This window comes from Microvirga massiliensis (assembly GCF_001006805.1).
GTDB lineage: Bacteria > Pseudomonadota > Alphaproteobacteria > Rhizobiales > Beijerinckiaceae > Microvirga > Microvirga massiliensis.
The window spans coordinates 119,568-143,904 of sequence record NZ_LN811361.1; the positions used below are offsets into that span (position 1 = coordinate 119,568).

Consider the following 24,337-nt stretch of genomic DNA (forward strand, 5'->3'; position numbering starts at 1 on the left):
AAGGAATGCAATCTCGTTTCCTGCTGTCGCGGGCCATCACGGGCAGACGGTCCCCCACGCGCATCTCCTGTCCGAAGTGACCCGGTCGCCGAGGTTCACACTTCGTTCCGAATACCGCATGCTGCGGGTGATTTGCCCAAGGATGCCCGGATCGGCCGATGTCCCACCGGAGGCCTTTGCGCACGCACCAGCGCGCCCTTGCGAATCTCGTCGCCGCGATCGCGACGGGCGAGGCCACGGGTGTCACCGATCTTCTCGCTGCCGTGACGCCGGGTGGGGGCAAGTCGCTCCTTCCCGTGATCGCCGCCGCGCGCCTGATCGAAGCTCGCCATATCGAGCGCATCTGCTGGGTCGTGCCGCGGGACAGCCTCCGCCTCCAAGCCGAGGAGGCCTTCGCCGATCCGTCCTGGCGTGCCGCATTGGGCCACGGCCTGTCCGTGCGCGCCGCTGATAACGAGCCGGACCCGAGTCGAGGACTGGCGGGCTACATCACGACCTATCAGGCGATCGCCGCCGCGCCCCAGTTGCACCTCGAAGCGATCCGCCGCCACCGCACCCTGCTCGTGGTCGACGAAGTCCACCACCTGCCGGCTCTCGCGGAACACGAGAGAGTGCCGCCGACGGATACCGGCTCGGGCGGCCCCGCTGGCGATGATGCTTCGTCCTGGAGCCGCGCCCTGCTCCCGCTCCTCAAGGCTGCCTCCTTGCGCCTGCTCCTGTCCGGCACGCTCGAACGCGCCGACGGGCAGCACATCCTGTGGCTCCCCTATCGGACAAACCCTGCGTCCGGCGCTTGCGAGGTGGATCTCGATGCGCCCGGCTGGGCGATTATCGGCTATTCCCGCGCGCAAGCGATGGCCGAGCGAGCCGTTCTGCCCGTCACCTTCGGCGCACTCGACGGCGAGGCAAGCTGGCTGCAGGGCGGCCTGACGGCCACCGAACAGGTCCGCCTCGGACCTCACCGCCTGGCCGGGCCTTTTCCCACGAAGACGACCCGCCCTGCCCTGTTCACGGCGCTCCGCACGGGCTTTGCCCGCGAACTGCTCCAAGAGGCGTTCCGGGCGACGCGCGACCTTCGCACCCGGCGCCGATTGGAACGGGGTCTGGCGCCGGGTGAAACGGCACAGGGTCTCGGCAAGCTGCTCGTCGTCGCTCCCGACCAGCGTAACGCCCGGCGCTACTGCGAGACGTTGCGGAGCTGGATGCCGCGCCTGCAGGGCGAGCGCGATGTCCGGCTCGCGACCTCCGACGCGCGTGACGCGCCCGAGGCGCTGGCGGCATTCCGGCTTGCGGCGGACCCCGCGATCCTCGTTACGGTCGCAATGGCCTACGAAGGGCTCGATGCGCCGGAGGTCGCTGTGGTGGCGGCGCTCACTCATATCCGTAGCCGCCCATGGCTGGAGCAGATGATTGCCCGGGCCACCCGCGTGGATCCGCATGCAGGCGCCTATGAGAGCCAGAGCGCCCTGGTGTTCCACCCGGACGATCCTCTGTTTGCACGGTTTCGCCTGAGCATCGAAACCGAGCAGGGCACGCTCGTGTGGAGCCATAAGCGCAAGGGACGGGCGGAGATGCCGCTCTGGCTTGCCCAGTACCTGGCGGAGCACCGGGATGAGGGCGAGGGACGCGGGATCACGCCGCTGGAGAGCAACGCTCTGGGGCTGCGTTACGCCACGCTGAATCCTGGCTCCGCATTCGCGCGGGCCCGTCCGGAGCACGAGACCACTGCGCCGTCGGATGCGGCGGAACCTCCATCCGCGACCGAGCGACGATTGCGGGCGCAGATCCGGGCAGCGATCGCAGCGCAGGCCGTGGAGGACGAGGCAGGGCTGCAGGTGCCGCGAGCCGGCCAAGGCCTCTACCATCGCTATAACGCGGTTCTGAAGCGCGTCTTCGGCAACAAGGGACGAGCCGAGATGTCCCTGGTCGAACTCGAGGCGGCCTTGGCCTGGCTTGAGCGCAACCGGCTGGCGGACCACCTCGATCTTCTGAACGGCGATCCCCGCTATGCCGACCCGGCCGCATCGCGGCGCCGCCAGTCGGCATTGTTGCGGCTCCAGGCCGGTTTGGTCGCGAAGTGATATCGGTTTGTTGCGGGTCGGCAGGCCCCGGCAACACGGTGCGAGGCCTGCTTTGCAGCGAAGATCTCGACTTCGTATGAAACCCGATCGATCCCGGTGTCTATCGTTCGGTAAAGAATGTCAGGACAACCTTGCCCTTCTCGCCAATGAGGCAGACGAACCGGTTGGGCTTGGCGTTCTTGACGCGCTGAAGATTGGCCTCGCCCATGATCACCATCTTGATCGGGGTATCCTCGACCTTCGTATCGGCCTTGGCAATCGAGAGGCCGTCGATATCGAAAGTCAAATTCTCAATCGAGGGTGATTCCTCCTTCAGTGCTGCAAGGCCCGATACCCGGCAGGCCTCTACTTCCGGCCGGACTTGGGCGTAAGCGTGCGTGGCAAGTGACGAGCATGCGAAACATATCAGTCCAGCGATAGCGTATCGCATCGGTCATTCTCCTTGGAATCGATGGGCAGCACTCCGAACGACAGTTCGAAGCCACATGGAACGGGCAATTGCACCCGAGGCACAGATCAGCGCCGTGGCTTGGATGACGTGTCGATCGTGATGGTCTGGCCGGTTTTCGGATCGAGGATGGTCATGGAACTGCCCGCTCCGTGTCACGGTGGGGAAACGCTGCACGAGCGAATTCAGGCAATTTCGACTCGAATTGTAGTTAATGAAATCACACCGAGCAGAGCGCAGCCGAGGAAGCGGCATGGCCTATGCTATCCCACGGAACCTTCGGCGTGTTTCGGAGTTGCCGCCATGGTGCTTGCTTCTTGCCCGACCAAGCGCCACAGAGCCTCGTGCCCAACCTCCCGGTCGCGAGGCTCTTTTCATGAACAGCCCGAGACGAAGCCGAGTGTCGGACCGGCATGGAGGCCGTGGCGCCGAAGACCTCCACGATTACGAGCAAGTCAGCGCGTTCACTGGTTCCACATCGTGTCCCATCCGGGCATGCCGCACGTCTATGTCTGGACGAAGCGTCTGTTTGAGATTTCACTGGCAACAGTGGAGATCAGTCGGGGAGGACGGATATGAGCGACAGCACAGTCAGTATCGGAAGCTCGGGCGGAGTCACGGTCGAGCGCCGCGGCCGGATCGCGCTCATTCGGTTTACGGCCACTGCCCGTGTAAATCCGCTTTCGGTTCCTCTCATGCGGGATCTCATCACGGCGTGCCGCCTCTTCGATGACGACGCCCAGATGGGTGCCATCATCGTGACCGGACGACCGGATGCGTTCAGCGCCGGCCTCGATCTTCGATCGGACGAGACGCGAAGAATGGCGGAAGGCGGCCTGGACGGGCGCCGCGCGCTCGCCGACACCGGACGGCGGCTTCTGGATGCGGTGGCCAATCTCGCACCTGTGACCGTCGCGGCGATCGAGGGGCCGTGTCTCGGCGGTGGCCTCGCGCTTGCAGCGGCAGCCGATTTCCGGGTTGCCGGCCGGGGAGCGATCTTCGGCGCGCCCGAGGTCGGCGTCGGGCTCAGCATGGGGTGGGGGTCTCTCGCGCATCTCGCGGCCGCCATCGGCATTCAGGCTGCGCGGCGGCTCGTGCTCGCGGGTGAGCGGCTCGATGCCACGCAGGCACGGCAGGCCGGCCTGGTCGAACGCGCAGTGGAAGACGGCGAGGCCTGCAACGCCGCCCTGAGTTTCGCATCCGAGGTATCAGAGCAGCCGGTCGCGCCGCTGCGCATGGCGAAACGAGCCCTCGCCACCATGGTGAAGGCGAGCGGCACGGCCCTGGCGCTGGACACCGACCAATTCATCGCCTCGGCCTCATCCGACACCTTCGCGGCGAGCCTCGACGTGTTCGCGAAGAGATCCGCGAGCTGACGAGTTGGCAGCGCGGAGAAGCCTAGCCGGTCTTGAAAGCTCGCCTGTTGAAGGCATCAAGGATACTCTCGGCCTCCTACGTGAGTCTCCTCCCCTCTATAGTACTGCAGGAGAGTTTTGGATCGACGCACTTGGCGCAGCAACTTGCGAGGTGCCGAGGTCGCCTTGCTGAGTCGATGATAGACGAGCGGTGGCATGCGGGCGAGCCATGGCGAGCGGCGGCTCTGCATCAACGCGAAGAAATGCGCGGCTTCGAAACCGATATAACGGTCGACATTCTCGAACCACCGAGCACTGAAATACGCCTCTCTCTGCGGGAGCGACAAGGCGTGCCGTCGATCTCTTTGATATGCCTCGAGCCCTATTGCGACGTCGGCCGAGTTTCGCAGGTGAGAGGCCAGAGCCATGGCGTCCTGCATCGCTAGACGCGTGCCCGATCCGATAGAGAAATGTGTCGTGTGTGCGGCATCTCCGACGAGCACGACGTTATGCGCATACCAGGTCTGGTTTCTGACTGTCCGAAAGTTGAGCCAGGGTAGGCTAGACGCCTCGGAGCTTCGACTGATCAATCGGCCGCCGCTCAGCTGTTGGGTGAAGATTTTCTCCAGCAGGGAAAGACTATCCTGCATGCCTAATGTGTCGAAGCCGAGACCAGACCACGTTTCCGGCGAACACTCGACGATAAAGGTGCTCGTCTCTCCATCGCAGCCATAGGCATGAAACCAGATCCACCCAGCCTTGGTCTTTGCGAAGCCGAAGTTGAACGAATCGAAAACCTTTGTCGCTCCGAGCCACACGTATTTGTTGCGTCCGATCGAGATTGTCGTCTTGTACCGATCTGCATGGAGTCGCCGCAATCGGCTGCCGGCCCCATCCGCCGCGACGATCAAATCCACGTCGTGCAACTCTCTAGAATCCACAATCTCGCGCTCGAACTGAACCTTCACTCCGAGTTCCACCGCCCGTGCGACGAGAATGTTCAGGAGACTATGGCGGCGGATGCTGAAGCCGGTTGATCGGACGCGAACCTTCGGCTGGCCCGCGATATCGAGCAACTGATCGACCCAGCGGTATGATTGATCGACAATCGCCGCGGCAGTCTCAGGATCATTCTCGTGCAGTTCCCTGACGAGATCATCCCAAAATACGACACCCCACCCGTCGGCTACGCCCGAGCGGTTCTGCTCGAAGATCGTGACCTCATTTTGCGGATCGTTGCGCTTCAGCAAAATGGCAAGGTACAGGCTGGCCGGTCCTGCCCCAACACATGCAACCTTCACGAAGCATCTCCTGCTGACGTCTTATTCACAGCAACCCTGGACCAGCCATCCACTCGAGCCCTCTCGAGGCAAGCAAAGGATTTCAGACAAGTCTTCCAGAGATTTGCCGTTGCTCGATCGAAGCTACCCTTCAGGACTCGTGTGAGCTCTCGTCCTTCCAGCAGGATGCGCCCACCAAGCCCGGATGCGACAAAGACGTGAAATCCTGCAGCAGCAGCCTCATCGGTAAACCGGGATTTGAATTCGCTACCGAATACTCCGAGTTCGACGATTTCGCACGAATTCTCGAACGCCCAGCGAATGGTCTCGACGGCCAGCACTCTCCCAGGCCCGAATTCTTTCCAGGCATCATCCCAGGCGATCATTTCGCAATCGAGGCGCCCTCCTGTGCAGAATCCGAACTGAGCCGCGACTCGCTGATCGTTCACCAGCAGTTCAATAAGAACAAGTTCTCCCGCATCGAGTCTCATGCGGCAGTGAGCCAAATAGAACTCTCTCTTTGAGGCGAGGGTTGCAGTTTCTTTCCCGCTGCAAGCGAGCCAAGCGAGTTTCCGGTCGATTATCCAATTCAGAGATTCGGACAAGCGGCGGCTCTCGTCCACAACGACCCGCTGCAGATGCCCCTCCTTTTCGAGCCTCTTGATAGATCTCCTGTGATCCTGTCGGAAGCCTGATGAACGCGACCGAAGATAATCGTCCCAATTCGTCCACTCACGGCAATTCACATAAGGCACAGATATCAGATCCCATCGAGCCGCTCGGGCTTTCTCCACATGCCGCCACAGATGAGCCGTTGTACGAATGGCGGGAAACCGGAGGATGTCGAACTGCGAAGCCGCAAGTTCCCATGCGTCTGCGACCCATGCCTCATGTCCTACCTCTGGGCTTACCAGCATGTCACAGTATTCGTAGAATTCTGGCCCCAGGCCCCGCGCTATTCGCATTGGGCCGAGCGCCTGGACTGAGAGCGGCAAAATCAGAACGACCCTCTCACGAACTCGTCCGACGATGATGAAGAGCTTGCGCCCCTCCGGCCGGCAGACCGTCTCCCACGCTGCCAGTGCTCTTGCAAAGCTCTGTTCCGAGAGCTTGCTCTTCTGCTGCAGGACTATCGAGTTCCAGCCGACCTCGAGTGCGTGAAGGTCTTTCTCCCTCTCCACAACATCGAACGACAGTGACCCAGTCGCTGAGCCAAGGATCGGGAGGACATTCTCGCTCGGAGAGCACCGCTCTCGGAAGCTATTCTCGGCTATTGCTGGCATCGTTGCTGTGCGAGAGACAATCCAATATTGCGTCCTGAGGACGGGTTGCTGGAAACTGATAGGTAAGAGAGATGAGACTCGTAGGGTATTCAGTCACGCGGAGTGCCCTGCGAGATCGCAACAGGCCTCCGCCTCGCTCCTCTGTATGTGTCGCGTAGTCGACATATCCCATGACGAATTTCCCCGAAGCGGGATCGCGCTCGTAGGCTCTGCGTAACATCGCGAGTTGTAGGTACCAGGCTGCACCTGAATTTTCCTGCCTTGAGGCGCCATCGAGGAAATAAGTGTTACTTCCGAACTCGACTTCAATGAGAGCTGCCAACGATCGACCTCCCGCTGAAACAACGGCGGTGATTGTCGACTCGGGACATCGAATGACCATGCCGAGATAGCTTATTGCGGATCTCCATCCATTGAACGGAAGGAATTTTCTCCGGCACATGGCTGAACGAAGACGCAGGAGCGCTAGACACGGCAGCAGGCCCCTTCTGCCTTGTCGCACCTCGAGTGATAGATCTGGAAGGTCAGCTGCTGCTCTCCGGGCGTTCCTTCTGCAGTTGAGGCTAACGCTTTTTAGATAACTCTCCCACGTGGGCCACTGCCCGAAGTCGACTGCGTGAACGAACAAGGGTTGGATGCGCTCGACAACAACGCCCTTGATCCTAGCGAAGTCCTGTTCCCGCGGTGGCTCTAAGCTCCATCGCCAGCCATACTCGTAATGCCCTGGCCCAAGTTCCTGCAGTAGAGCCGACATAGCTTGACGCCAGTGGATAGAGTCATCCTTCAGGAGTTGAAGCCGGTCGAGGAACAGCCGCTTATGTAGACCCACTGCGACTGCGCACTGACCAATTTTTCGTCGGGTGCCGCCTTTGTCGACATAGATTTCGAACAGGTTTAGATCGTAATCGCGCCAGTGCTTTATTGCCCAAGCCCTGAGCTGCCGGTGGGCCGACAGATAGGATGCTCCACTAATCTGTGCGAATGCATCCCATTGCCGGGGATCAACCTCGTTGTTGAGCAAGCATGTAACTCTGAAACCTTCTGTTGTGAGACGTACGACGGCTTCAGCTGCTTGAGCGGGTTCCGGACCACCACCGTCAATCAAGATCGTATTGGCTGGGGAGCGGAATTGTACAGGGATGCGCGAATCCTGGCCCAAACCTCGGCGAGGAACAGCGGCAGAAATTGACGGACTCCCATTCAGCATCCGGGATCACTCATACAGCGTCAACATCTCGTCTGACATGGGTCAGCTTGACATTATGTCAAACGCCCGTCCCTACCTTTTTTGCGGTACTACGAGGCGGCACACGACATGGATGGGAAGAGCGACTGTCGGGAACGGCAGGGGGTTAGTAAATACGCTCGGCATCCTGTTTTTGTTATCTGTCGGCGACCAACAGAGGGCGAGCGATGAGCCTTGCCGAGGACTATTCGACGCTCGACGCCACGGCTCTCGCCGATCTGGTGCGCACTCGGGCAGTCACGCCTGCCGAACTGGTCGAAGTCGCCATTGCCCGGCTGGAGCGCCTCGAACCGGAACTCGCCGGGATGGCCGAGTGGACGCTCGACCAGGCGCGGGCGGCCGCACGGGAGCCGATTCCGGATGGGCCTTTTGCAGGCGTGCCGTTCCTGCTCAAGGACAACATGCATTTTGCGGTCGGCATCCCGTATCACAACGGCAGCCGCATCTGGCGCGGCTGGGTGCCGCCGCAGGACAGCGAGATGGTCCGCCGCCTCAAGACCGCGGGCCTGATCATCCTCGGGACCACGAAGGTGCCCGAGCTGGCGCTGATGCCAGTGACCGAGCCCCGGCATTTCGGCCGGGCGAATAACCCCTGGGCTCTCGATCGCACCACTGGCGGCTCCCCGGGCGGATCATCCGCGCACGTAGCAGCTCGATCCGTGCCGATGGCGCATGCCACGGACGGGGGTGGATCGATCCGCATCCCGGCGTCCTGTTGCGGCCTTTTCGGGCTGAAGCCCACCCGGGGGCGGACTCCCGACGGCCCCTTTCTGGGTGAGAGCTGGCACGGCGCCTCGATCGGCCATGCCGTTACCCGCAGTGTCCGCGACAGCGCTCGCCTGCTCGATGCCATTGCGGGACCGGACCTAGGAGCTCCTTACGGGATTGCCCCGCCCGAGCGGCCTTTCGCCGAGGCGGCCATCACACCGCCCGGCCGGCTCCGGATCGCATTCAGTGCGGTGGCTCCGAACGGCGCAGCGGTGAGTCCGGAGTGCGCAACCGCCGTGGAGAATGCAGCGCGATTCTGTGCGGAACTTGGCCATCATGTCGAGGAGTCTGCGCCGCATATACCGGAGGGATATTTCAACTGGTTTCTGATCGCGTTCCTGGCCGCGGTAGGCCAGGAATTCGCCTTTGCGGAAGAGATCACCGGCGTGAGGGCCCGACGCGCCGATGTCGAGGAAAGCACGTGGCTCTGCCGTGAGCTGGGGCGGGCCTTCTCGGCTGCGGAACTCTCGGTTGCCCTCGAGCGGCTGCACCGGGCAAGCCGCCAGATCGCCGTCTTCTTCGAGACCTGCGACCTCTTGCTGACGCCGACGCTGGCTGCGCCACCAGTGCGACACGGTGAGCTACATCCGCAGGGACTCGAGGCAGCGCTGCAGGCGCTTGTGGCCCGCCTCGGGATCGGTCGCTACTTGCGCTACGGCCCGCTCCTGCGGCAGGCAGCCGACCGCGCCTTCCGATTCATCCCGTTCACGCCGATCTGGAACATCACGGGTCAGCCGGCGGCCAGCCTGCCCTTGCACTGGACTTCTGATGGTCTGCCAGTCGGCGTGCAGGCAGTGGCCCGGTTCGGAGATGAAACGACATTGCTGTCGTTCGCGGCGCAGATCGAGCAGGCGCGCCCTTGGGCGCAACGCATGCCGCCCGTCGCGACGGAGCCTCATTGCAACTGACTGCTGGGATGAGGCTCAGGCGCGAAGCCGCGTTATGCCCCTTCGCGCCTCTGGTTGTCATTGCGTGCTGCGGTCATCGAGCCTGACACGGATCCACTTCTGCCTCATCGTCATTGCGAGCGGAGCGAATCAATCCAGCAGCGCACCCATCAAGGGGTAGATTGCTTCGCCTGTGGCTCGCAAGGACGAAGAGGGCGTATAGAGAGCGTACAGAAAAACTCACGCGCGATCAAAGCGCTGCGAGTTCTGGTCACCCATACCGTCATATCTCTTTGAGAGAGTGCCTACTGCACCGCACGAGGCGCATAATTAGCAGCATCGACCGCACCGGGCCGCTCCGGGAGCGACAGCGCGGTGCGGCGGGCAGGTGTCTCGGCGATGATCTGGCCGCGGCGGACGACGAATAGGCGCGTCGCCTTCAACCGGATCGCCTCGATGGGATCTTCGGCCTGGAGCACGACGAGATCGGCATGGCAGCCGGGCTCCAGGCCGTATCCTTCAAGGCCCATGGCCCGCGCGGGATTGGCCGTGACGGCGTCGAAGCAGAAGCGCATTGCCTCGCGGCTGGTGAGCTGGCCGACATGCAATCCCATATGCGCGACTTCGAGCATGTCGGCGTTGCCGAGCGAGTACCAGGGATCCATGACGCAGTCCTGGCCAAAGGCGACGTTGACCCCGTGGCTGCGCATCTCGGCCACGCGCGTGAGGCCGCGCCGTTTCGGATAGGTGTCGTGTCGTCCCTGAATGACGATGTTGATGACGGGATTCGCAACGGCATGGACGCCTGCCTCCGCGATCAATGGCAGAAGCTTTGAGACATAGTGATTGTCCATGGAATGCATGGAGGTGAGATGCGAGCCCACCACCCTGCCCTGCAGGCCGAGGCGATGCGTCTCATAGGCCAGCGTCTCGATATGGCGCGAGAGCGGATCGTCGGTTTCGTCGCAATGCATGTCGACACGCAGGCCTCGCTCCGCCGCGATCTCGCACAGCGCCCGCACCGAGGCGGCACCGTCCTGCATGGTCCGCTCGAAATGCGGAATGCCGCCGACGACGTCGACGCCCATGTCCAGCGCGCGCTTCAGATTCTCGGCCGCGCTGGGCGAGCGATAATAGCCGTCCTGCGGAAATGCGACGAGTTGGAGATCGAGATAAGGTTTCATCCTCTCGCGCACGTCCAGCAGCGCCTCGACGCCGGTCAGGCGGTCGTCACAGACATCGACATGGGTGCGGATGGCAAGCAGCCCCTGTGCGACGGCGAGATCGCAGTATCGCAGCGCCCGCTCGACGACGGCCTCGACGATCAGGAGCGGCTTCAGCTCTCCCCACAAAGCGATGCCCTCGAGGAGCGTGCCGGACTCATTGAGGCGCGGAATGCCGAGGGACAGGGTCGCATCCATGTGGAAATGGGTGTCGACGAAGGGCGGCGAGACGAGCCGGTTCCTGGCCTCGATCTCGCGTACGGCTTCGGCCTCGATCGCAGGGCGCACCTCTACGATGCGCCCGTCTTTGACAGCGATGTCCTGGTTCGTGCGCCCATCGGGCAGGTTGGCGTAACGGATGAGAAGATCGAGCGGCATGAATGGCCTTCAGCGTTGTCCCTTCACGTATGGGATCATGAGGGCGTTGGGGTAGGCCGCCCGCCGCGACATCACCACGAGCGCGGCGATCGAGAGCGCATAGGGCAGCATGAGGAACGCCTGATAGGGCACGACGGCGCCGGCGATCTGCTGCAGGCGCACCTGGAAGGCATCGAAGGCGCCAAAGAGCAAGGCACCAAGAAGCGCCTTCCAGGGATTCCATGACGCGAAGACGACCAGCGCGATACAGATCCAGCCGCGCCCCGCCACCATCTCGAAGAAGAAGGCGTTGAAGGCCGACAGCGTCAGGAAGGCGCCGCCGATCGCCATCAGTGCGGAGCCCGCCATCACCGCGCCGATGCGCAGAGTATAGACGTCGAGTCCCTGCGCCTCCGCCGCGGCCGGGTTTTCGCCGACAGCCCGGATCGTAAGGCCAAGCGGCGTGCGGGCGAGGACATAGGCCACTACGACGATCAAGGCGATTGCAAGATAGGTCAGCGGCGTCTGCTGGAAGATCGCGGGGCCGATCAAAGGCAGGTCCGACAATCCAGGCACGTTCATCGGCGCGAAGGGCTCGATCCGCGGCGGCGTCGAGACGTCGGGAAGGACGATTCGATAGGTGAAATAGGACGCGCTCGTCGCCAGCAACGTGATACCGAGGCCGGTGACGTGCTGCGACAGCCCGAGCGGAACGGTGAAAAGGGCATGGAGCAGGCCGAACGCTGCCCCGACCAGCGCCGCGACGAGAACGCCGGTCCACAGATCCGCGCCGAAATAGACGGCCATCCAGCCGCTCATGGCGCCGGCCGTGAAGATACCCTCGATGCCAAGATTGAGCACGCCTGCGCGCTCGCAGACGAGCTCTCCGAGCGTGCCGAGAATGTAGGGCGTCGCGATGCGCAGAGCCGCGGCCCAGAAGGTCGCCGTCGTCAGGATTTCGAGCGCCTCAAGCATGTCCGGCGCTCCGGGCGGCGAAGCGAATGCGGTAGCGCACGAACAGGCCGCCGAGCAGAACGGCGAGCAGGGCCATCGCGACAATCAGGTTGGCGATGTAGCTTGAAACTGCGATCGCGCGACTCATCGAGTCGGCGCCGACGAAAACCGCTGCGACGAAGAACGCCGCTGCGATGACCCCGATCGGGTTCAGGGATGCCAGCATCGCGACCACGATGCCGGCATAGCCGTAGCCGGGCGACAGGTCCTGGGTGAGATAGCCCTTGAGGCCGGCGACCTCACCTACACCGGCAAGCCCTGCGAGAGCTCCCGACAAGAGCCCGACCCTGACCAGTGTTCCAGTGACCGACATGCCCGCAAAACGGGCCGCCGACGAATTGGCGCCGACAGCGCGAATCTCGAAGCCCCAGATCGTGCGCGTCATGAGAACCTGGACGAGCACGACGGCCGCGAGCGCGATGAGCAATCCGGCATGCACGCGGGCGCGCGGCAGGAGCGGCGGCAGTGCAGCCTCGGGGACAATCGGCTCCGATTGCGGCCAGCCGAGCCCCAGCGGGTCCTTCATGGGCCCCTCGAGCATCATCGAGACGAAGAGCAGGACGATGAAGTTGAGGAGGAGCGTCGTGACGACTTCGTCGACGCCGAAACGCACTTTGAGCCATGTCGGGCCGAGCATCAGTAGCGCGCCGGCCACCATTCCGGCGATCACGACGAGCGGGATGAGCACGAAGGGCGGGGCCGAGACTGCACCGGAGCCCAGCGCCACGGCTGCCAGAGCGCCGGCATAGAGTTGCCCTTCCGCCCCGATGTTGTAGAGCCGCGCACGGAACGCGACACAGACCGCGAGGCCGGTCAGGATCAGCGGCGTACAGCGGGCGAGCGTCTCGGTGAGTGCGAAGCGTGAGCCGAGCGCTCCCTCGAAGAGAAGCCCGTAGGCACGTCCGAGCGGTGCGCCCGAAAAGGCGAGTGGGATCGCGGCGAGCGCCAGCGCCAGCGCTCCTGCGAGAACAGGAGCACCGATACGGAGTGTGAGAGAGGCATCGCCACGCAGCTCGAGCCGGATCATGCCATGGCCTCTTGCAAGCCGCTGCGCTCGCCCGCCATGGCGAGGCCGAGTTCGCGGATGGTGATGCGGGCGGTCGGCCAAGCCGGCGTGAGAGTTCCCCGGTAGAGGGCTGCGATCCGGTCGGACAGCGCCAGCAATTCGTCGAGATCCTCCGAGATCAGCAAGATAGCCGCACCCCGGGCCCGTGCAGCGAGAAGCCGCTGGTGGACGGCGGCAACGGCGCCGAGATCGAGGCCGCGGCTCGGCTGGCTCGCGAGGATCACCTGCGGTGCGCGCTCCAGGACCCGGGCAAGAATGAGCTTCTGGATGTTGCCGCCGGAGAGAAGCCGCGCCTCCGCCTCGGGACCGGGACAGCGCACGTCATAGGCCGTGATGGTATCCTCGGCGCGCCGACGCAGCGCTCCCGTGCGCAGGAATCCCGCCCGCTGCCAGGCCGGCTCCCGAAGGTCCTCGAGCGCGATATTCTCCCAGACCCGCATGGCCCCGACGATACCGTCGTGGTGCCTATCCTCTGGGATGCGGCCGACGCCGCGAGCGAGCAACGCCCTCGGCGCGAAGCGCTGGACCGCATTACCGGCAATCCGCACTTCGCCGCGGTTCGGGGCAACGAGGCCGGACAGGAGAGCGGCCAGAGCGCCCTGCCCGTTTCCCGAGACTCCGGCGATGCCCACGATTTCGCCGGCCCTCACCGCGAGCGTAACGTCGTGGATACTCTGGCGGCCGCGCGGATCACGGGCCTCGACATCGTTCAGCGCAAGCAGCACTTTACCTGGCTCCTGCGCCGTCCGGACCTGCTCTGGCACGGCGCGGCCGACCATCAGTTCCGCGAGCATATGACCGTTGGTGTTCGCGCGCGGCAAATCGGCGACCTTGCGGCCGCCGCGCAGCACAGCGATGCGGTCGGCAAGCCCCAGCACTTCATTCAACTTGTGGGAGATCAACACGATGGCGAGGCCGCTCTTCGCCAGACGCCGCAGCGTTGCGAAGAGCGCCTCGCTCTCCTGCGGGGTGAGCACCGCTGTCGGTTCGTCGAGGATGAGAATCCGCGCACCGCGATAGAGTGCCTTGAGGATCTCGACCCGCTGCCGCTCCCCAACCGAGAGGCGGCCCACCAAGGCCTCAAGATCGACGGTGAGCCCCGCGTCGCGCATCAACTCGCCAAGACGAGTCCGCGCGGTGCGTTTCCCACGCCAGGGCTGCCAGAGGGACTCCGTCCCGAGCATGATGTTGTCGAGGACGGAGAGATTGTCGGCGAGGGTGAAGTGCTGATGAACCATGCCGATGCCCATCTCGAGCGCGGCATGGGGAGAGCCGGGCGGCAGCGGCACCAGTGTACCGTCGCGATCCACCAGGATGCGCCCCTCGTCGGCGACGTAATGGCCGAAGAGGATGCTCATCAGCGTCGTCTTGCCCGCTCCGTTCTCCCCGAGCAGGGCCAAGACCTCACCGCGCCGGAGTTCGAGATCGATGGCATCATTAGCAACGAGGGCGCCGAAACGCCGGGTGATGCCCTCGAGGCGCAAGACGACAGGAGCGGGACCGGCGGTCTGCAGCATGGAGGGATCGGTAGCGCCTCTTGGGAGCAGAGCCTACCCCTATCCTTTGCGAAGAATGGGGATGACTTCACCCGGCACGGCAGCAAGCCGCACCGGATCGCTCCGACCTGCGACCTGCTCGAAGTAAGGCCGAGGAGTACAGGCCTACATGGTCGATTTCGGTTCGCTGTCGTCCACCTTCACGGTGAACTTGCCCTCCCGAATGTCCTTTTCCTTGGCCTTGACCTGATCGATCACATCCTGCGGTACGAGCTTCGGGTCGAGCGGCGCGAGCGAAGAGCCGCCGACTCCCATATGGCTGAATTTGCCGTAATCCTCGGCCTTGAACTGGCCCTTGCTGACCGCCTCGATGGCGCGGTCGACGGTCGGCTCCATGTGCCAGAGGGCACTCGCCACGACGGTGCCGGGATATTCGCCTGCGGTATCGATGACGTTGCCGATAGCTTTGATGCCACGCTCCTTGGCGGCGTCGGAGACGCCGAAGCGTTCGGCGTAGAGGACGTCCGCACCCTTGTCGATCATCGCGAAGGCAGCTTCCTTGGCCTTGGGCGGGTCGTACCAGGAGCCGATGAAGGTCACGAGGAACTTGACATTCGGATTGACCGACTTGGCGCCGTCCATGAAGGCATGCATCAGCCGGTTGACTTCGGGGATCGGATAGCCGCCGACCATGCCAATCGTGTTCGACTTGGTGAGCTTACCCGCCACCAAGCCGGTGAGGTACGAGGGCTCCTGAATGTAATTATCGAAGACCGAGAAGTTCGGCTCCTGTGGTTTGCCCGAGGACCCCATCAGGAAGGCAACTTTCGGATAGTCCTGCGCCACTTTGCGAGCGGCGCGCTCGACGCCGAAGACTTCGCCGATGACGAGATCCGTCCCCTTCTCGGCATATTCGCGCATGACGCGCTCGTAGTCGGTGTTGGCGACGTTTTCCGAATACTGATACGTGACGTCACCACGCCCCTCGGCAGCCTTCAGCGCCTTATGGATCCGGCTCACCCATTGCTGCTCGACCGGCACCGTATAGATGCCGGCGACCTTGATGGGCTTCTTCTGTGCCCAGGACGGCGTTCCTGCGACGGCAAGTGCCGCGAGCGCCGCGAAGCCCAATACGGCAAATCGCCGGGTTATCCTCTCCCAACCAGCCATGACACGCACCCCTCTTCGTTAGGCTGTTCCGGAACGAACTTACCGGAAGCAGACGCCTTGCCAACCGGATTCATGTCTCTTCAGGGCCCGAGCTCGTGACTGGGATCAGATATGACAGGCCTTACGGGCGGTGGGTGCGCGCCGAGCCCATGCAACGGTAGCGGGTCAGTTGCCGCCGGAGATCAGCCCGATCGGACGCGAATTGATCATGCGTGTCGCGTCTGGTGCGCTGAAGACAAGTCTGTCGCTCGCGCCACGGCAAGCCGTAAGAAACTCACGATCCCTCAATTTTGCCGTGTTCGGATCTCGAGAAGGACGGCCCATTCGGACGAAGCCGAACTCCCTCCGCGAGACTGGTCCACGGAAGCAGGCTGGGATCCATCGGCATCGAGCCTGGCGCCGTGCAGATCAGGATCTCGCTTGCAATCGGCTCGAAGTCGGCACGGAAATGGACCGAGCTCTTGACCACCAAGATCGCCTGGTCGCGCGGTTCGATACCGATGAAGCGGAACATGGCCTGATCGGCCATCTGCGCCTTGCGCGACGATACCACGATCCGGATGCCTCCCAGGCGCAAACAGGCGCACGGGCCGAGATCCATCAGGCCATGGCCATAATAGGGACCACATGTCCTGAATCGCCCATCCGAGAGTTGCTCGACGAAGTAATCCGCCTCAAGCGGTGCGTCATCCGGGATACCGGACCGTCCACCGAGTGCGATCCGAAGCGTCGAACCGATCCCGGATCGATGGGCTGCCTTGGCGGCATCAGGATCCACGAACAGCCCGATCGCGGCTCGGTCGACGCCGACGCGCAGGAGCGCGCGCAGCATTCCAGTCGTATCGGAATTGCTCCCGGCACCGGGATTGTCCTGCGCATCTGCAAGGATGATCGGCCGGCCGGAGGTGCCTCGCTCGCGGGCAATGTGAACAGCCGTATCGGGCTCGAGGAGCTTCCCGTTGAAAAGGGACTCCCGTGCGGCGACCAGTCCGGCCAGTTCATCGGCTGCAGCTTCGGCCTCTTCCTGCTGCACGGCGTAAGTGAGAACCGATGGGCGACAATCCGGGAAATCGGCGGCCGGGAACCCCGGTGCGAAGCTGAGGCTCGAAACCCCACTCGCCTCCATTCTCGCCAGCTCGGCATAGATCTCCCTGCAGGGTTCGGCCTCCGTTCTTTGCCAGACGATCGGGATGAGGAACGGGATTTGCCGGAACGCCTTCGCGGGACGCCCGCCCGACTCGATCATCTCTGCAAGGGCCGATGCTGCCCGCCGCCCGGTCTCTGCCATATCGACGTGGGGATAGGTGCGGAATGCGATCAGCATATCCGCCTCCTCCACCATCCTCGGTGTGACGTTCGCGTGAAGATCCAGGCTCGCGACGATGGGGATCCCGGGCCCGACCGCTCGTCGCACCCGATGAAGGAGTTCGCCCTCCCCGTCGTGCAGGTGTTCCGTCACCATGGCCCCATGGAGGTCGAGATAAATCCCGTCGAGGGGAGCGGCTCGCGTCAGACCATCGACGATTTCACCGGCGATGGTTTCGAATGCATCACGCTCGACTAGGCCGGAAGGGCTCGCCGCGCACCACAAAGTGGGGACAAGGATCCAGCCTCTCGCCTCCGCATCCTCTACGAAGCCAGCAATGCCGACATTCACGCCACGGGTTTGCGTGATCAGCTCATCACCCCGGCAGAGACCCGGCCAGCCACCTCCCTCCTCGAAAGCCCTGAAGCTCGCCGTGCTGGGCGCAAAGGTATTCGTCTCGTGCAGGAAGCCGCCGACGCCGATGCGGAGAGGTTTCCGTCCATGGTTTCGGATCATCCGATCTTGCCCCTTTGCTCCCTCACGCCAGTTCGTGCGCTGTCCGATCCAGGCAATGCAACCTGCCTCGCGACCTCATCCAGCAACTTCGCCGAATGCAAATCCGTGGCCCGGCGCCGCCTGGAGGAGCGCACGTGTATAGGCGTGCTTCGGGGCCGCGAAAACCTCGGCGGTGGCGCCTTCTTCGACCACGATCCCGCGCTCCATCACCGTGATGCGGTCGCAGATCTTCGCCGCGACCCTCAGATCATGCGTGATGAAGAGCATTGCGAGATCGAAGCGCTGCTTGATGTCCTCGAGCAGTTCGAGAACCTGCGCCTGCACCGAGACATCCAGGGCGGAAACGGCCTCGTCGGCAATCAGGATCTCCGGCTCCATGGCCAGCGCACGGGCGATCGCGATCCGCTGGCGCTGCCCGCCCGAAAACTGGTGCGGATAGCGGTCGAGCACATCCGGTGAAAGGCCCACGAGAGACATCAATGAGCGCGCCCGGCCGAGCGCTTCCTCGTGGCGGAGGCCGAAATTGACCGGCCCCTCGATGATCGAAGCGCCGACGGTACGGCGGGGATTGAGCGAGCGGTAGGGATCCTGAAACACGATCTGCACGCGACGACGGTGCGGGCGCAGCCGGGTTTCGGACAATCCGGCGATGTCCGCTTCTCCGAGGCGGATCGCGCCGGCACTCGGTTCCATGAGACGCGCAATGCACCGTGCGACGGTGGTCTTTCCTGACCCGGATTCGCCGACGATGCCAAGCGTCTCGCCCCGGCGCACGCGCAAGTTGACGTTCTCTGCTGCGCGCACGACACGGCCCTTCCGGAAAGGACCAGCCCGGCCGTAGGTCTTCGTCAGCCCGACCGCCTCGAGCGCGACCGGACCCGTGGCGGGCTTGCGCGGTGTGGGGGTGAGGCTCGGCACGGCGGCGATGAGCATCCTGGTATAGGCGTCCTGAGGCCGTCGCAGCACCTCGGCAGCCGGCCCCTCTTCGACGATGCGACCGTGCTGCATGACGGCGACCCGATCGGCGATCTCGGCAACGACGCCGAAGTCGTGCGTGATGAAGAGCACGCCCGTGCCGCGCCGCTGCTGCAGGTCCTTGATCAGCGCAAGGATCTGCGCCTGCGTGGTGACGTCAAGGGCGGTGGTCGGCTCATCAGCAATGAGCAGGTGCGGGTCGAGCACCATGGCGGTCGCGATCATGATGCGCTGCCGCTGGCCGCCGGAGAGCTGGTGCGGATAGGCGTCGTAAAGGCGCTCAGGTTCCGGCAGGCGGATGGCCGCCATGATATCCACTGCTTTGGCACGGCGCTCGGCTCGTCCGAAGCTTGTGTGGATGCGCAGGACCTCGTCGATCTGGTCACCGACGGTGAGGACCGGGTTCAGGGCCGTCATCGGCTCCTGGAAGATCATCGCCATCCGTGTGCCGCGCAATTCGCGCAGGCGGGCTGCGCTCGCCTTGAGCACGTCCTCGCCCTCGAGCAGAACCTGGCCGGCGCCCGGCGTGAGATCGCCCTTCGGCAGCAACCCCATCACCGTGTACGCCGTGACCGACTTGCCGGAGCCGGACTCGCCGACGATGCAGACCAGTTCGCCCGGCTCCACCTTCAGCGAGACGTTCTCGACGGCATGGGGCCGGTCGGCATTGCGCGGCAGGCGAACCGTCAGTCCGCGAATGTCGAGCACGGCGTTGGCTTGGCCGGGCTCTTGTTGGTGAGGAGCCGGCGCCGCTTGGAGCAAGGTCACTGCGTTCCTCCCATGCGCTTCGCGACCTTGGGATCAAGCCGGTCGCGGAGAGCATCACCGAGCACGTTGACGCAGAGGATCGTGAGTGCAAGGGCGACGCCCGGCAGCAGCACGATCCAGGGTGCAATCGGGAAGAAGGTGCGGCCCTCGGCCATCATGTTGCCCCACGATGGGATTTCAGGCGGCGTGCCGGCGCCCAGGAAGGAGAGGATCGCCTCCGTCAGCATGGCAGAAGCCGCAATGTAGGTGGCCTGCACGATCAACGGCGGCACGCAGTTCGGCAGGACGTGCCGCCACAGCAGGAGCGGCAGCGGTGTGCCGACGGAAATGGCGGCCTCCACATAGGGCTCCTCGCGCACCGACAGCACGATCGAGCGCACGAGTCTCACGACGCGCGGGATCTCGGGCACGGAAATCGCAATGATGACCGTGAGCATGCTTGCGCCCGACAGCGAGACGAGAGCAATCGCCAGAAGAATGCCGGGAATCGACATCAGCCCGTCCATCACGCGCATCACGGTTCCGTCGAGCCATCGGACGTAGCCGGCCCCGACTCCGATCAACGTTCCGATCAGCACGCTCGCGAATGCGACGGCGAGACCGACCGTCAGGGAGACACGCGCTCCATAGACGATGCGGCTCCAGACATCGCGACCGAACTGGTCGGTGCCGAGCCAGTAGAGTTCGGAGGGCGGCTTCAGGCGCTGCATCGGAGCCAGCGCCCGAGGATCCGTGGTCCCCATGAAGGGCGACAGGATCGCGACGAGCACGATCAGCATCAGGACCAGGGCAGCGGCGGCTGCCAGTGGATGCAGCCCCCCTGCAATCCGCCGCCAGGGCGAAACCGCTTCCGGGATCGGCTTCGCAACGACAGGCTCCGTTCGCGTGCTCAATAGCGGATCCTCGGATCGAGCAACGTGTAGGCGATGTCGATGAGAAGGTTGATCAGAATATAGACGAACGAGAAGACGAGGATGAGCCCCTGGATGATGGGATAATCGCGGCGCAGGATCGCGTCGACCACCAGACGTCCGAGGCCCGGCAGATTGAACACTGTCTCCGTCACGACGACGCCGCCGATCACCAGGGCGATTCCGATCCCAATGATCGTGACGATCGGCACGGCCGCGTTCTTCAGCGCGTGACGGAACAGCACTTTGGATTCGGTCTGGCCCTTCGCGCGCGCCGTCCGGATGTAGTCCTCGCTCAGGGTCTCGAGCACGCTCGCCCGGGTGATGCGGGTGATGAGGGCGATATAGATCGAGGAGAGCGCCACCGTCGGCAAGGTCATGTGCTGCACGAAGCTCCAGAAGTCCTCGAAGGGGCTGCGGTAGCCCTGCGTTGGAAGCCAGCGCAAATTGAGGCCGAACTGGTAGATGAGCAGATACCCCAGCACGAACACGGGGAACGAGAAGGTGACGACCGCGACGACCATGATGAGCCTATCGACCCAGGAGCCCGCCTTCCAGGCCGCGAGCACACCGAGCGGCACCGCGATCAGCACGGAGAACGTGACCGTCGACAGGGTGAGCATCAGGGTCGGTTCGACGCGCTGACCGATGAGGGTCGTCACCGGCAGCTGTGTGAAGATCGACGTGCCGAGATCCCCGCTCGCGAGCCGAAGGATCCAGGTTGCGAACTGCTCGTAGATCGGGCGGTCGAGGCCGAGATTGGTCCGAATGCGCTCGATCTGCTCGAGAGTTGCATTGTCGCCCGCCAGCACAGCCGCGGGATCGCCGGGCGTCAGGCGCAGCATCAGGAAGACGACGATGGCGACCACGGCCATGACGGGAATGGTCGCCAACACACGGCGAAGGATGAGAAGAAGCATGCCGTTTCGATCTGGTTCCGACCGTCGCGAGCCTGAACCGGAATTGCATTCCGGACGTCATTCTGCCCGCTGCCCCGGATAGCGCCGGGGCAACGGGCTAGCAAGGTCCCACGCGCCTAGGCCACTTCCATGTTCCAGAAGAACTGGACGGGCGAGCGGATCATGCCCTTGACATTGTCCCTGTATCCGACAGGCACGAAATACTGGCCGCAGTTGATGTATGAGCCGATCTCGTAGGTGCGGCGCTGGAATTCCGCAGCCACTTTCTTGGCTTCTTCGGACGTGGCCGCGCTCGCGAAATCGCCGCGCAGCTTCTCGATCTGCTCGTCCTTGTGCCAGCCCGGCCAGCCCTGCTCGCCGACCGCTGCGAAACCAACACCCGTGAGCGGATTGATCACGTCGCCGCCGATCCACCAAGTATGGAACATGTTCCAGCCGCCGTTCGAGACCGGCTCGCGCGACGTGCGGCGCGATCCCAGGGTCGCCCAGTCCATGGCGACGAGTTTCACGTTGAACCCGACGCGGCGCAAACTTTCAGCCGTCACCAGCGTGAAGGGGTTCAGCACGGGATGATCCGTTGGGTGCAGGATGGCAAACTCCTCGCCCTTGTAGCCGGCCTCCTGCAGAAGCGCCTTCGCGTCATTCAGATTCTGCGTGACCATCTCCGCGCCGGCATCGGTGTGATATGGCGTGCCGACAGGGAAGATCGACTTGTTGACCCTGTAGAGTTCAGGGTTTCCGATCGCAGTGCGGAGATAATCCTCCTGGTTAACGGCCTTCATGGCAGCACGGCGGATGAGAGGGTTGCTCGACGGAGCGACCAGATGATTGAACCGCCCCCACCCCATGTTGCCGACGGGATCCAGATTCTCGACCTTAACCCCGGGAGCCTGCTGCACGATCGGCACGAGATCGGGGGTCACCTGCTCCCAGAAATCGATTTCGCCGGCGAGGAGCGCGTTCATGGCCGTGTTGGTATCCATCACGTGCCACTCGACGCGATCCACCTTGGCGATCTTGCCGCCCGCCGCGGAAGAGACGGGCTCGCTACGCGGCTTGTAGGTGGGACTCTTCACCCAGACCGCGAGATTGCCGGGCCTCCACTCATCCTTCCTGAACATGAAGGGACCGGAACCGATCGCCTCCTGAATCTGCTGGTCGGCCGGTGTCTCGGCGACGCGCTTCGGCATCATGAACGGTACGTTCGACGAGATCTTGCCGATCGTGTCGAGCACCAAGCCATATGGCTGCTTGAGCGTCATCACGAAAGTCTTGGCGTCCTGCGCCTCGAGCTTGTCGACGACCTTGAACAGGCGCTGCCCCATGGGGTCGCGCTTGCTCCAGCGGATCAGTGAGGCAACGCAGTCCTCAGCCGTGACGGGCGTATCGTCATGCCAAGCCAGACCGTCGCGCAGCTTGAAGACATAGCGCAGGCGATCGGGACTGACTTCGAACGTGTCGACCATCTGGGGTTGCGGCTGGAAGTTCTCGTCCAGCGCGAACAGCGTGTCATAGACCAGATAGCCGTAATTGCGGGTGATGTACTGCGTCGTGAAGATCGGGTCGAGGATCTGCAGATTGGCATGCGGAACCACCCGGAGCACGCTTTTCTTCGATTGCGCAAGAGCGGAGCCGCCCGGCAATGCGAAGGAGGCCGCGGCAGCGCCTACTCCAGCCAGCACATCACGTCGTGTCAGATCCATGGCTTCCATCCTCCCTTTTGGGCCGGCGCCGGGCGCACGGCACTCTTGTTTGGGGACAGCATGCATGATGCGTCCCGTTTCGCGGCGCATGAGATCAGGGGTCGGTTGTGCTGTCAAACGAGATGGCGATCCGGTGAGGGGCAACGTCCGTGTCGGCCCACAACCCATTCTTCGGGGGCCTCCGAAGCAGAGAGCGCGAGGTGACCGCAGAGAGCAGCTCCGAGCACCTCACTGCAGACCCCATTCTGCCGAGGGCGCTTCGAAGGCGATCCCGGCAGGGATACCGGTTGAGGCCCGCCGCCCAGCCGGGCTACGCTTGACCCTGTGATGCCGGGTCAGGCTGCCCTTCCGCACCATCGTGGCCCGTCTTGCATGAGGAAATAATGACCACCCCATTGGATGCCGTCGCGCTGACCCGGGAACTGCTTGCGTTCGAGACGATCAACCCGCCGGGCCACGAGCAGGCCTGTGCAGAACACCTTGCCCGCAGTCTCGAGGGTGCCGGATTGAGTGTCCGTCTCCACGCCTTTGGAGACCGGCGCACCAACCTCGTCGCAACGGTGGGCGGGAACGGGGACAGGCTGCCCCTGTGCTTCACCGGCCACCTCGACACGGTTCCCCTCGGGGCGGCTCCCTGGCGGTTCGACCCGTTTGCCGGCGAGATCGCGGAGGGCCGCCTCTACGGGCGAGGGTCGAGCGACATGAAGGCCGGCGTCGCGGCTTTCGTCGTGGCAGCCTCCAGCCTTGCAGAGCGCCTGACCGGCACCCCGGGGGTCGCGCTCGTCATTACCGGCGGCGAGGAGACCGGGTGCGACGGCGCGGCAGCCTTGGCCCGGGATGACGTTCTGGGCCGGGCCGGCGCCCTCGTCGTCGCCGAGCCGACGGCGAATGCTCCCCTGGCCGGCCACAAGGGTGCCCTGTGGCTCAAGGCGGTGACGCGCGGCGTCACCGCGCACGGCTCGATGCCCGAACTGGGCGTCAACGCCGTCTACAAGGCCGCGCGCGCCGTCTCGCGGCTCGAGGACTTCGGCTTCAACCTCGAGCCCCACCCGCATCTCGGCAAGCCCACGCTCAACGTCGGGTCGGTCCACGGCGGCCTCAACATCAACTCGGTCCCGGACCGGGCTGAGATCGGCATCGATATCCGGACCGTGCCGGGCCTCGATCATGATCGCCTCCGCCACGGGATTGCCGGCTACCTGGGTGATGACGTCGAACTCGAGCCGCTCGTCGACCTCGGACCCGTTTGGACGGATCCGCGAGACCCGTGGTTCGAAAGCGTGCTGAACACGGTAGCGGCGGTCACCGCCGAGCGGACCGGGATCCGCACGGCCGCTTACTTTACGGACGCCTCGGTCCTGACGCCAGCCTACGATGGGCCACCGACGGTAATTCTGGGGCCAGGCGAGCCCACGATGGCCCACCAGACGGACGAGTACTGCCGGATCGACCACATCGAGCAGGCGGTCGAGATCTATCGGCGCCTGATCCTTCGGTGGTGCGGCCTGGCTTGAGAGGCGACGCCCTGGCCGGTTGTACATTTATGGTCGTGTGGCACGATCTG

At 63.8% G+C, this 24,337-nt stretch carries 17 protein-coding genes; 4 read left to right on the plus strand and 13 right to left on the minus strand.

The window, feature by feature from the left end:
- The first annotated feature begins 158 nt into the window (after nucleotides 1–158).
- Nucleotides 159–2,081 carry a DEAD/DEAH box helicase gene (locus tag BN1233_RS30210; protein ID WP_046867377.1) on the plus strand — a complete coding sequence of 641 codons (1,923 nt, stop codon included), beginning with the start codon at nucleotides 159–161 and terminating at the stop codon, nucleotides 2,079–2,081.
- Nucleotides 2,082–2,181: 100 nt separating this feature from the next.
- On the opposite strand, the gene BN1233_RS30215 is transcribed toward BN1233_RS30210, so the two are convergent.
- Nucleotides 2,182–2,511: a hypothetical protein gene (locus BN1233_RS30215; RefSeq protein ID WP_046867378.1), complete on the minus strand. Its 330-nt coding sequence runs from the start codon at nucleotides 2,509–2,511 to the stop codon at nucleotides 2,182–2,184.
- Between the two features lie 593 nt (nucleotides 2,512–3,104).
- Here BN1233_RS30215 and BN1233_RS30220 point away from each other — a divergent pair.
- Nucleotides 3,105–3,905, plus strand: coding sequence for an enoyl-CoA hydratase/isomerase family protein (locus BN1233_RS30220; protein WP_046867379.1), 801 nt, complete (start codon nucleotides 3,105–3,107; stop codon nucleotides 3,903–3,905).
- Between the two features lie 56 nt (nucleotides 3,906–3,961).
- Here BN1233_RS30220 and BN1233_RS30225 read toward each other — a convergent pair whose 3' ends face one another.
- A complete protein-coding gene (locus tag BN1233_RS30225; RefSeq protein ID WP_046867380.1) occupies nucleotides 3,962–5,185 on the minus strand; it encodes an FAD-dependent monooxygenase in 1,224 nt (407 codons plus the stop codon).
- Entirely contained in the window at nucleotides 5,182–6,447 is a 1,266-nt protein-coding gene (locus tag BN1233_RS30230; RefSeq protein WP_046867381.1) for a GNAT family N-acetyltransferase, read from the minus strand. Before BN1233_RS30230 ends, BN1233_RS30225 begins: the two co-directional genes overlap by 4 nt.
- A 1,413-nt stretch (nucleotides 6,448–7,860) precedes the next feature.
- Here BN1233_RS30230 and BN1233_RS30235 point away from each other — a divergent pair.
- On the plus strand, nucleotides 7,861–9,369 hold the full coding sequence (locus BN1233_RS30235; RefSeq protein WP_046867382.1) for an amidase: 1,509 nt from the start codon (nucleotides 7,861–7,863) through the stop codon (nucleotides 9,367–9,369).
- 284 nt (nucleotides 9,370–9,653) lie between these two features.
- Here BN1233_RS30235 and BN1233_RS30240 read toward each other — a convergent pair whose 3' ends face one another.
- The 10 genes from BN1233_RS30240 to BN1233_RS30285 all read right to left on the minus strand — a co-directional run bounded on the left by BN1233_RS30240 (nucleotide 9,654) and on the right by BN1233_RS30285 (nucleotide 22,773).
- Nucleotides 9,654–10,949 carry an amidohydrolase family protein gene (locus tag BN1233_RS30240; RefSeq protein ID WP_046867383.1) on the minus strand — a complete coding sequence of 432 codons (1,296 nt, stop codon included), beginning with the start codon at nucleotides 10,947–10,949 and terminating at the stop codon, nucleotides 9,654–9,656.
- Nucleotides 10,950–10,958: 9 nt separating this feature from the next.
- The gene (locus BN1233_RS30245) at nucleotides 10,959–11,903 is read right to left on the minus strand and encodes an ABC transporter permease (RefSeq protein ID WP_046867384.1); all 945 of its coding nucleotides are present in this window, start codon (nucleotides 11,901–11,903) and stop codon (nucleotides 10,959–10,961) included.
- Nucleotides 11,896–12,969 carry an ABC transporter permease gene (locus tag BN1233_RS30250; RefSeq protein ID WP_046867385.1) on the minus strand — a complete coding sequence of 358 codons (1,074 nt, stop codon included), beginning with the start codon at nucleotides 12,967–12,969 and terminating at the stop codon, nucleotides 11,896–11,898. Before BN1233_RS30250 ends, BN1233_RS30245 begins: the two co-directional genes overlap by 8 nt.
- Nucleotides 12,966–14,525 (minus strand): ABC transporter ATP-binding protein, encoded by a 1,560-nt coding sequence (locus tag BN1233_RS30255; protein WP_046867386.1) that lies wholly within the window; start codon nucleotides 14,523–14,525, stop codon nucleotides 12,966–12,968. Before BN1233_RS30255 ends, BN1233_RS30250 begins: the two co-directional genes overlap by 4 nt.
- Before the next feature lie 144 nt (nucleotides 14,526–14,669).
- Nucleotides 14,670–15,674, minus strand: a complete 1,005-nt coding sequence (locus BN1233_RS30260; protein ID WP_046867387.1) for a BMP family protein — start codon at nucleotides 15,672–15,674, stop codon at nucleotides 14,670–14,672.
- 274 nt (nucleotides 15,675–15,948) lie between these two features.
- On the minus strand, nucleotides 15,949–17,496 hold the full coding sequence (locus BN1233_RS30265; RefSeq protein WP_046867388.1) for a M81 family metallopeptidase: 1,548 nt from the start codon (nucleotides 17,494–17,496) through the stop codon (nucleotides 15,949–15,951).
- Nucleotides 17,497–17,571: 75 nt separating this feature from the next.
- The gene (locus BN1233_RS30270; RefSeq protein WP_244470808.1) at nucleotides 17,572–19,239 is read right to left on the minus strand and encodes an ABC transporter ATP-binding protein; all 1,668 of its coding nucleotides are present in this window, start codon (nucleotides 19,237–19,239) and stop codon (nucleotides 17,572–17,574) included.
- Nucleotides 19,236–20,132 carry an ABC transporter permease gene (locus tag BN1233_RS30275; protein WP_046867389.1) on the minus strand — a complete coding sequence of 299 codons (897 nt, stop codon included), beginning with the start codon at nucleotides 20,130–20,132 and terminating at the stop codon, nucleotides 19,236–19,238. The genes BN1233_RS30270 and BN1233_RS30275 overlap by 4 nt, the downstream gene beginning before the upstream one ends.
- Nucleotides 20,129–21,070 carry an ABC transporter permease gene (locus BN1233_RS30280; RefSeq protein WP_046867390.1) on the minus strand — a complete coding sequence of 314 codons (942 nt, stop codon included), beginning with the start codon at nucleotides 21,068–21,070 and terminating at the stop codon, nucleotides 20,129–20,131. The genes BN1233_RS30275 and BN1233_RS30280 overlap by 4 nt, the downstream gene beginning before the upstream one ends.
- A gap of 116 nt (nucleotides 21,071–21,186) precedes the next feature.
- Nucleotides 21,187–22,773, minus strand: coding sequence for an ABC transporter substrate-binding protein (locus tag BN1233_RS30285; protein ID WP_046867391.1), 1,587 nt, complete (start codon nucleotides 22,771–22,773; stop codon nucleotides 21,187–21,189).
- 383 nt (nucleotides 22,774–23,156) lie between these two features.
- Between BN1233_RS30285 and BN1233_RS30290 the strand changes: the two genes are divergently transcribed.
- Nucleotides 23,157–24,287: a M20 family metallopeptidase gene (locus tag BN1233_RS30290; protein ID WP_046867392.1), complete on the plus strand. Its 1,131-nt coding sequence runs from the start codon at nucleotides 23,157–23,159 to the stop codon at nucleotides 24,285–24,287.
- The last annotated feature ends 50 nt before the right edge of the window (nucleotides 24,288–24,337 follow it).